An 8,493-nucleotide genomic window follows, 5' to 3' on the forward strand; every position below is an offset into this window, starting at 1 on the left:
CCCCCCCCCCCCCCCCCCCCCCCGCTTTTTGCTGTGTTACAGGGTGTCGTCCCCGTCGTCCTTGGGCTCTTCGGTGTGGATGTGGGTGATGTTGTCCTCGGGCACTTCGCCGGTGGCGCAGGCCTCGGCCTCCTTCTCCAGCTCATCCAGCTCAGCCAGACGGCGGCGCAGGTCGTCCCGCTCCTGGGCGGACATGGAGGAGATGGTGTCGTTGAACCGCTCCTCCTGCCGCTTCTGGGCGGCGTCCTGGAGCTTCTGCTGCAGCTCTTCGTTGAACTGCTTGCCCTGCTCCACGGCGATCTCGCCCTTCTCCACCAGGACCTTGCCCACCTCACCGGCCTTCTCAACGGCCAGGGCGGCCACGCCTACGCCGGCATAGGCCACGTTGCGCAGGGCTTTCTCCAGATCTTGCCACATAAAAGGTTCGCCTCCTGTTTTCGCAAAAATCAGTTTGGGGAACGCGCTCCCCTGATATGCCTCTAGTATAGCCTATCTTTCCGAAAATGTCTTTGAGTTTCTGTGAATGAAACATTAAAATCCAATGAAAGGCGGATGCAGATTTCCGGTTGAGCCGACGGCCGGTTTGTGGTATGATGGGTATAACTTTGGCACCTCCCCCGATCCGCGTGGGAGGAGAAAGAAGGCATTTTGATGGAACAGCATCAGAAGCGTACCTGGGCGGAGATCGACCTGGGCGCGCTGGATCATAATTACCGGACGCTGCGGGCCATGCTGCCCGCCGGCTGCCGGTTTCTGGGCGTGGTGAAGGCCAACGCCTACGGACATGGATCTCTGGCCGTGGCCCGGCGTCTGGAGCAGCTGGGCGCGGATTATCTGGCGGTGGCCTGCATCGACGAGGCCGCCGAGCTGCGGGTGTCGGGCATCACCGCCCCCATTCTGGTCCTGGGTCCCACCCCCATCCCCCTGGCGGCCGAGCCGGTGCGGTTGCGGCTGACCCAGTCGGTGGGGGACCTGGAGAGCGCCAAGGCCCTCTCGGAGGCGGCCCAGGCGGAGGGACGCCCGGTAAAGATCCACGTCAAGGTGGACACCGGCATGTCCCGGCTGGGCTTCGTGTGCGACGAGGCCCACATGGCCGACACGGTGGAGCAGATCGCCGCGGTGTGCGCCCTGCCGGGGCTGGAGGCCGAGGGCATCTTTACCCATTTCTCCGACGCAGACAGCAGCGAGGAGTTTACCATGCTCCAGTTCACCCGCTTCCTGGACCTGCTGGAGGCACTGAAGGGGAGAGGGATCACCTTTGCCATCCGGCACTGCGCGGCCAGCTCGGCTACCCTGAAGTTCCCCTGCACCCATCTGGACATGGTGCGCCCGGGCCTGGCCCTCTATGGTCACTATCCCGACCCCTCCTGTGAGGGGCTGGACGGCCCGGGGCTCCAGCCGGTGATGCGCCTTTGCACCCGGGTGGCGGCGGTGCGCACCGTCCCTGCCGGGTCCTATGTGAGCTATGGCCGCACCGCCCGGCTGGAGAAGGAGACGCGGCTGGCCGTGCTGCCCATCGGGTACGCCGACGGGTTCTTCCGGGTGCTCTCCAACCAGGGCGCGGTGTCCATCCACGGCGTGTCCCGCCCCATCGTGGGCCGGGTGTGCATGGACCTCTCCATGGTGGACGCCGGGGAGGACGTGCAGGTGGGGGACGTGGCCACCGTCTACGGCCCCGAGCAGCCGGTGGAGGAGGCGGCCGCTCTGGCCGGCACCATCCCCTATGAGCTTCTCTCGGCGGTGAGCCGCCGGGTGCCCCGCATCTACCGGGGCTGAGGCACGCCCCCGCGTGTACATGCATAGACTGGCGCGGGGAGAGTATCGCCGGACCGGCGGCGGAGGGTCCGGAGCGGGCAGGTTTTCGCCCGCCGGTGTATAAAATCCGCCGTCCCGTGGGAGAATCATAGTAGCCTGGCCCACAGGGGGAACGCCCCTGTGAACCCGCTACTATCTGACCGCGGAGTGTGAGTACTTGTGGATAACAGCGTGAAACGAGGAGATATTTTCTATGCCGACCTGAGTCCGGTGGTGGGGAGCGAGCAGGGGGGCGTGCGTCCGGTCCTGATCGTGCAGAACGATACGGGCAACCGCCACAGCCCCACGGTCATCGCGGCCGCCATCACCTCTCAGACCGGGAAGGCGCGGCTGCCCACCCATATCGAGTTTGCCGCCGGGAGCTACGGACTGCCCAAGGACTCGGTGGTCCTGCTGGAGCAGATCCGGACGCTGGATAAACGCCGGCTGCGGGAGCATATGGGGCGGCTGGACAGCGCGCTGATGAAGCAGGTCGATTCGGCCATTGCGGTGAGCTTTGGTCTGCATCCACAGCAGATGGTCTGACCCCGACCGGGCAGACGGAGCCGGGCGTGGCGCGGAGCAGCGGCTACATATCCATGCAGCCGCTGCCGCGTGTGCCCGGAGGCGAGATACCGAGGAGGTACTTATGAAAAAGATCTGGATCACCCGCCTGGCGGTGGGTGCGGCCATGGCCTGTGCGCTGACGCTGGCGGTGCTGGCGGCCAGTCAGGGCAGCCAGAGCGACCCGCTGGTGTCGCTCAGCTACCTGACCGACAAATTCACCCCGTCCATCCTCTCCCAGGTGGACACCAAGCTGGACGCCCGGGAGGCGGCGCTGGAGGACAAGCTGGAGCAGGCGGCCGGGACCGGCTCCGGCGGCAGCGGCGGGACCTATGAGATCGTGAACCTCACCAAGGGGCAGAAGCTGGTGGCGGGCTCCTCCTGTGAGATCCTGCTGCGCAGCGGCACGGCGGTGTGCGTGTCCGACTCCTCGCCCGGACTGGTGGACATGACCAGCGGCGGGACGCTGGCCAATGGCGGCGCTCTGACCGCCAACCACCTGTACCTGGCCACCATCGAGGGCCGCGGCGTGTCGGCCTCCACGGCGGTGACCCTGATGGTCCGGGGCAATTACACCATCCAGTAAATACGAACCGGGCGGGACTGTCACAGTCCCGCCCGGTTTCGTTTTGGTCAACGCCAGATCTTGCGCGCCGAGGGGTCGGCGGCCAGGAGCTTGTCCCGCATGGCCTCCAGCAGCGGCTCGGGGTCCTCATTGGGGTCCTCCCGCTTGAGGACCTGCTCCACCCCACACAGGAAATCCGCCGGGCCGTACTGATTCCACAGCTCCTGCATCCGCCGGTTGGGGTGGTTGCCGGCGGAGAGCTTGAAGCGGACACTGTTCAGGTCGGCCCGGGTGTCCTTGGAGACGCCGTAAAAGGTCTCTCCGGTCTGGGCGCAGCGAAAGAAGATGACTCCCATCTCCACGTCCCGGTCTTTGTACTGCTGCAGCAGTTCTTTGCGCTTTTGGTCCATGGCATTCACCTCCCATTCAGTATACCCCAAAACCGCCGCCGTGGCAAATCCGGGTGCATAAGGCCCGTTCGCCCCACATAAGATAAGGGGAACTCGGGAGAAGGGAGGGCTGTCCCATGGAGGGAATGACCTATCAGGACTGGACCCGGCGGCGGGGGGAGCGGACTACCTCCCGGCCCCGGAGCAGCAGCCGGAAAAAGGGGGCCAAAGTGGAGCTGGCGCCCCGGGAGAAGCGGCGGCTTTTGCAGCTTTTGGTGTGCACCCTGCTTTTTGCGGTGGTGCTGGTGGGGAAGGGGGTCTTTCCCCAGCGTCTGAACGAGGCGCGGGAGACCTTGGGGGCCATTCTCCACGCCGATACCGACTTCACGGCGGCCTTCCTGTCCCTGGGACAGTCGCTGGAGGCGGGCGAGCCCATGGGGGAGACGCTGGAGACCCTTTGGAGCGGCGTCTTTGCCCCGGAAGAGGGGGCGGAGCTCTCCGCTTCGGACCACGCAGGCGGCGGGGCCCTCACGGAGGCGGTGGCGGCGTGCCTGGCCCGGGGCGAGGCAAAGGGCGCGGAGGAACTGCTGGAGGGGAACTGGAGCCAGCCCCAGGAGACGGGGGCGGACCCCTTCGCCGGAACCGGGGCCCCCGCGCTGCCGGAAGAAGAGGCGGAGCCTGCGGTGGTCCATGTGGACTATGACGGTCCGGCGCTGCCCGCCAATACCACCATGGACCAGTACGCCTTAGGGCTCAGCGAGACGGTGTCGCCGGTGGTGGGGTGGGTGTCCTCGCCTTTTGGCTGGCGGGAGCACCCGGTGTATGGTGAGGAGAAGTTCCACAATGGGGTGGACCTGGCGGTCAACACCGGGACCCCCATCGGGGCCTTTGCCGCCGGTACCGTGGAGTACATCGGCGACAGCCCCGACGAGTACGGCCTGTACCTCCAGATCGACCACGGAAACGGCGTGAAGAGTTTTTATGCCCACTGCAGCCAGCTCTGTGTCCAGCAGGGGCAGACCGTGGCGGCAGGGGAGACGGTGGCCCTGGCGGGGGAGACCGGCAACGCCACCGGTCCCCATCTCCACTTTGAAGTGAAATTCCAGGGGGTACGCCTCAATCCCGTCTATTATATTGAGACGAACTGAGTGGCAGATCAGCCCCGGCTTCCTGCTGCTTCTGGCGTTTTTGTTCTATCTGGACGAGGATGGCCTGCTGTTCCCGGCGGCGCTGGCCGCGGCCTGCCATGAGCTGGGGCATGTTCTGGCGGTGTGGCTGTGGGGCGGCCGGGTGCGCCGGGTGTGCCTGACCTGCGTGGGGGCGGAGATGCGCCTGGAGGGGGCGCGCCTGGGCGAGCCCCTGCCGGCGCTGACCTGCGCGCTGGCAGGCCCGGGGGCCAACTTCCTTCTGGCGGCGGGCTCCGCCCGTCTGGCGGGGGCGCTGGGGGAGGGGGCGTGGCTCTTCGCGGGGCTCAACCTGGCGCTGGGCTGCTTCAACCTCCTGCCGGTGGAGGCGCTGGACGGCGGCCGGGCGCTGCGGGCCCTGCTGCCCCGGCAGATTTGGGCGGAGAGACTGTGCCGGGGTGTATCCGCGCTGCTGTCCCTGGCCCTCAGCGCAGGGGGCCTGTGGCTCATGGTGCGCACCGCCAACCCCACCTTATTTCTCACCGGGGCGTGGCTGGCTCTGCTCACTTTGGAAAAAGGAAAAAAGTCCTTGCAATCGGGGGGAAGGTGTGATAGAATACCAAAGTCTGAAAAAGGGCGCTCCTCTGCGCCGGCCGCCAACAGAGACGGCAGAAAACGATGCACGAACGCCTATATACTGAGGAGGAACCATCCATGGATCTGATGAAGGCTTTTACTGAGAAGCAGCTGAAGGCTGAGCCCCCCGTGGCCGCCATCGGCGACACCGTCCGCGTGCACATCCGCGTCAAGGAAGGCAACCGTGAGCGTATCCAGGTGTTCGAGGGCACCGTGATCGCCAAGAAGCACGGCGGCATCGAGGAGACCATCACCGTCCGCCGCGTCTCTTACGGCGTTGGCGTGGAGAAGGTGTTCCCCATCCACGCTCCTTCCGTGGAGAAGATCGAGCTGGTCCGTCACGGCAAGGTGCGCCGCGCCAAGCTGTACTACCTGCGCGACCGCGTGGGCAAGAGCGCCAAGGTCAAGGAGCGCATCTAATCTTTGCCTCAAACCGAGCGGAGACCGGGAGACCGGCCTCCGCTCGGTTCTTTTTACCCGCCGGAACATAAAACCGCTCCCTCCACCTAATTCAGGCGGAGGGAGCGGTTTTGCGTACTTGGGAAGCTTAGAACAGGCCGGAGATGACGCCGTTCTCGTCGATGTCGATCTTCTCGGCAGCGGGGACCTTGGGAAGGCCGGGCATGGTCATGATGTCGCCCGTGAGGGCCACCAGGAAGCCCGCGCCGGCGGAGACCTTCAGGTTGCGCACGGTGATGCGGAAGCCGCGGGGCGCGCCCAGCAGGTTCTGGTCGTCGGAGAAGGAGTACTGAGTCTTGGCCATGCAGATGGGCAGCTTGTCAAAGCCCAGCTCGGTGAGCTGCTTGAGCTGCTTCTTGGCGCCGGGGGTCAGGTCCACCCCGTCGGCGTGATAGATCTTCGTGGCGATGGCCTGGAGCTTTTCCTCGATGGAGGACTCCACGTCGTAGCAGAAGCGGAAGTGGTTCTCCTGGGCACACAGGCGGATGACCTCATCGGCCAGGGCCAGACCGCCCTCGCCGCCCTTGGCCCACACCTCGCTGAGGGCCACGTTGACGCCCAGAGCCTTGCACTTGTCCTCCACCAGCTTCAGCTCGGCGGCGGTGTCGGTGGGGAAGGCGTTGATGGCCACCACGCAGGGCAGGCCGAACACCTGGGTGATGTTCTCCACGTGCTGCAGAAGGTTGGGCAGGCCCTTCTCCAGAGCCTCCAGATTCTCCTCGCCCAGCTGGGCCTTGGGCACGCCGCCGTTGTACTTGAGGGCCCGGACGGTGGCCACCAGCACCACGGCGTTGGGGGTCAGACCGCCGTAGCGGCACTTGATGTCCAGGAACTTCTCGGCGCCCAGGTCGGCGCCGAAGCCGGCCTCGGTGACCACATAGTCGCCCAGCTTCAGGCCGGTGTCGGTGGCCATGATGGAGTTGCAGCCGTGGGCAATGTTGGCGAAGGGACCGCCGTGGATGAGGGCGGGATTGCCCTCCAGGGTCTGGACCAGGTTGGGCTTGATGGCGTCCTTCAGGAGGGCGGCCATGGCGCCGTCGGCCTTCAGGTCGTGGGCGGTGACGGGCTTGTCGTCCCGGGTGTAGGCCACCACCATGCGGCCCAGCCGCGCCTTCAGGTCGGTGAGGCTGGTGGCCAGGCAGAGGACCGCCATGATCTCGCTGGCCACGGTGATGTCAAAGCCGTCCTCACGGGGCACGCCGTTGACCTTGCCGCCCAGGCCGCACACGATGTTGCGCAGCTGCCGGTCGTTCATGTCGACGCAGCGCTTCCAGGTGATCTTGCGCACGTCGATGTCCAGGGCGTTGCCCTGCTGGATGTGGTTGTCCAGCATGGCGGCCAGGAGGTTGTTGGCCGCGCCGATGGCGTGGAAATCGCCGGTGAAGTGGAGGTTGATCTCCTCCATGGGGACCACCTGGGCGTAGCCGCCGCCGGCCGCGCCGCCCTTGACGCCGAACACGGGGCCCAGGGAGGGCTCCCGCAGGCAGAGCACGGCTTTTTCACCCTTGCGGCACAGTGCGTCGGCCAGACCCACGCTGGTGGTGGTCTTACCCTCGCCGGCGGGGGTGGGGTTGATGGCGGTGACCAGGATGAGCTTGGCCTTGCGGGGCAGGTCCCGCAGGGCGTTCAGGTCCAGCTTGGCTTTGGTGCGGCCATAGGGCTCCAGGGCGTCCTCGGGCACCCCCAGCTTGGCGGCTACCTCCGCGATGGGGAGGAGCTTGGCTTCCTGTGCGATCTCAATATCGGTTTTCATGGCGCGGCCTCCTTTTTTTCATGGGACACTTTCATTCATGGTAGCACGGCCCGCCCCGGGTGTCAACCGCCGGGAGGGCGTAAAAAAGCGAAGGGACCGGAGTCCCTTCGCTTTTTGTCGTTATGAGCCGGAGGCGCGGAAATAGGCGTCGATCCCGGCGGCGATGCCCTGGGCCATTTTCTTCTGGTAGCTGGAGTCGGAGAGCTTGGCCAGCTCCTCCGGGGAGCTCATGAATCCGGTCTCGATGAGAATGGCGGGCATGTTGGTCTTGCGGAGCACCGTGTAGTCGGAATTGCTCTGGACGCCCCGGTTGATGGCCCCGGTGGCCTCGGCGGTGGCGTCCTGGACGTACTGGGCCAGGCGCTGGCCCTTGGTACTGCCGGTGGAGTAGAAGGTGAACAGGCCCTGGTAGTTGGTGTTGTTCGCCAGGGCGTTGCAGTGGATGGAGACGAAGATGTCAGCGCCGGCGTTGTTGGCGTACTGGCACCGCTCGGTGAGGGTCATGTACACATCGGTGTCCCGGGTCATGATGACATTGTAGCCGGCCTTCTCCAGCTCCGCTTTCAGGTAGAGGCTCATGGGGAGGGTCAGGTCCTTTTCCATCACCCCGTCGTAGTAGGCACCGGAGGCGGAGCCGCCGTGGCCCGGGTCGATGCATACCGTCTTTTTGGACGGATCCAGAGAGGGGATGGGCTCGTCCGGCACATCGGGGGTCTCTGTATTATAGGAGGTGATGCGGACGCCGCCCACCTCGGTCTCCACGGTCAGGTTCTTGGAGTAGGAGGCCCCGTCCTTCAGGTCGATGACGAAGCGCACCGTGTGGGGATAGCCATAGTTGAGGGAGGTGATGTCGTGCTGGGAGTAGCGCACGCCGGTGATGACCTCGTTTTCAATGGTCACCGTGCCGGAGGTGGGCGTGATGGTGGCGCCCAGCACGTCCACCGCTACCCGGTCGCCCAGGTCAGTGACCTGGATCTTGGGCACGTGGTCGGTGGCCAGGAAGAGGGACTGGGCGTTGTCGTCGCTCTCAATGGAGACGATCTTGCCCCGGTCCTCCTCGGTGGGGGTGACGGAGGGCTCCGGCGAGGGAGTGGGCGTCGGCGTCGGGGTCGGGGTAGGCGTCGGCGTGGGAGTGGGCGTGGGGCTGGGCTGGGAGGCCGGGTCACTGGTGATGAGGATGCTCTGGCTCTCCTGATCCCAGTCCACCCC

10 protein-coding genes are annotated in these 8,493 nt (G+C 65.8%); 6 read left to right on the forward strand and 4 right to left on the reverse strand.

Features of this window, described 5'->3' with window-relative positions:
* Nucleotides 1-36: 36 nt before the first annotated feature.
* Complete coding sequence (locus B5G43_RS16660) at nucleotides 37-417, reverse strand: hypothetical protein (protein WP_087263307.1); 381 nt, start codon at nucleotides 415-417, stop codon at nucleotides 37-39.
* A 234-nt stretch (nucleotides 418-651) separates the two neighbouring features.
* Between B5G43_RS16660 and alr the strand changes: the two genes are divergently transcribed.
* The 3 genes from alr to B5G43_RS16675 all read left to right on the forward strand — a co-directional run bounded on the left by alr (nucleotide 652) and on the right by B5G43_RS16675 (nucleotide 2,944).
* Nucleotides 652-1,776 carry an alanine racemase gene (alr, locus tag B5G43_RS16665; RefSeq protein WP_087263309.1) on the forward strand — a complete coding sequence of 375 codons (1,125 nt, stop codon included), beginning with the start codon at nucleotides 652-654 and terminating at the stop codon, nucleotides 1,774-1,776.
* Nucleotides 1,777-1,974: 198 nt separating this feature from the next.
* Nucleotides 1,975-2,340, forward strand: coding sequence for a type II toxin-antitoxin system PemK/MazF family toxin (locus B5G43_RS16670; RefSeq protein WP_087263311.1), 366 nt, complete (start codon nucleotides 1,975-1,977; stop codon nucleotides 2,338-2,340).
* Nucleotides 2,341-2,443: 103 nt separating this feature from the next.
* Entirely contained in the window at nucleotides 2,444-2,944 is a 501-nt protein-coding gene (locus B5G43_RS16675) for a hypothetical protein (protein ID WP_087263313.1), read from the forward strand.
* Between the two features lie 47 nt (nucleotides 2,945-2,991).
* Here B5G43_RS16675 and B5G43_RS16680 read toward each other — a convergent pair whose 3' ends face one another.
* Complete coding sequence (locus B5G43_RS16680; RefSeq protein ID WP_087263315.1) at nucleotides 2,992-3,333, reverse strand: GIY-YIG nuclease family protein; 342 nt, start codon at nucleotides 3,331-3,333, stop codon at nucleotides 2,992-2,994.
* Nucleotides 3,334-3,449: 116 nt separating this feature from the next.
* Between B5G43_RS16680 and B5G43_RS16685 the strand changes: the two genes are divergently transcribed.
* The 3 genes from B5G43_RS16685 to rplS are packed head-to-tail and all read left to right on the forward strand — an operon-like array spanning nucleotide 3,450 to nucleotide 5,492.
* Nucleotides 3,450-4,460 (forward strand): M23 family metallopeptidase, encoded by a 1,011-nt coding sequence (locus B5G43_RS16685; protein ID WP_087263317.1) that lies wholly within the window; start codon nucleotides 3,450-3,452, stop codon nucleotides 4,458-4,460.
* Nucleotides 4,447-5,160: a site-2 protease family protein gene (locus tag B5G43_RS17440; RefSeq protein ID WP_158097458.1), complete on the forward strand. Its 714-nt coding sequence runs from the start codon at nucleotides 4,447-4,449 to the stop codon at nucleotides 5,158-5,160. Before B5G43_RS16685 ends, B5G43_RS17440 begins: the two co-directional genes overlap by 14 nt.
* Complete coding sequence (gene rplS / locus B5G43_RS16695) at nucleotides 5,151-5,492, forward strand: 50S ribosomal protein L19 (RefSeq protein ID WP_087263319.1); 342 nt, start codon at nucleotides 5,151-5,153, stop codon at nucleotides 5,490-5,492. The genes B5G43_RS17440 and rplS overlap by 10 nt, the downstream gene beginning before the upstream one ends.
* A gap of 127 nt (nucleotides 5,493-5,619) precedes the next feature.
* On the opposite strand, the gene B5G43_RS16700 is transcribed toward rplS, so the two are convergent.
* Nucleotides 5,620-7,284, reverse strand: a complete 1,665-nt coding sequence (locus B5G43_RS16700) for a formate--tetrahydrofolate ligase (RefSeq protein ID WP_087263321.1) — start codon at nucleotides 7,282-7,284, stop codon at nucleotides 5,620-5,622.
* A gap of 120 nt (nucleotides 7,285-7,404) precedes the next feature.
* Nucleotides 7,405-8,493 (reverse strand): N-acetylmuramoyl-L-alanine amidase (locus tag B5G43_RS16705; RefSeq protein ID WP_143382901.1); only part of this gene is annotated, 1,089 nt, incomplete at its 5' end.

This window comes from Flavonifractor sp. An92 (genome assembly GCF_002159175.1).
Taxonomy (GTDB): Bacteria; Bacillota; Clostridia; order Oscillospirales; family Oscillospiraceae; genus Pseudoflavonifractor_A.

Bases quoted from the DNA above. Each gene is read 5' to 3' on its own strand.
- rplS (WP_087263319.1), top strand. From the start codon at position 5,151: ATGGATCTGATGAAGGCTTTTACTGAGAAGCAGCTGAAGGCTGAGCCC.
- B5G43_RS16660 (WP_087263307.1), bottom strand. From the start codon at position 417: ATGTGGCAAGATCTGGAGAAAGCCCTGCGCAACGTGGCCTATGCCGGC.
- B5G43_RS16685 (WP_087263317.1), top strand. From the start codon at position 3,450: ATGGAGGGAATGACCTATCAGGACTGGACCCGGCGGCGGGGGGAGCGG.
- B5G43_RS16675 (WP_087263313.1), top strand. From the start codon at position 2,444: ATGAAAAAGATCTGGATCACCCGCCTGGCGGTGGGTGCGGCCATGGCC.
- B5G43_RS16700 (WP_087263321.1), bottom strand. From the start codon at position 7,284: ATGAAAACCGATATTGAGATCGCACAGGAAGCCAAGCTCCTCCCCATC.
- B5G43_RS16680 (WP_087263315.1), bottom strand. From the start codon at position 3,333: ATGGACCAAAAGCGCAAAGAACTGCTGCAGCAGTACAAAGACCGGGAC.
- alr (WP_087263309.1), top strand. From the start codon at position 652: ATGGAACAGCATCAGAAGCGTACCTGGGCGGAGATCGACCTGGGCGCG.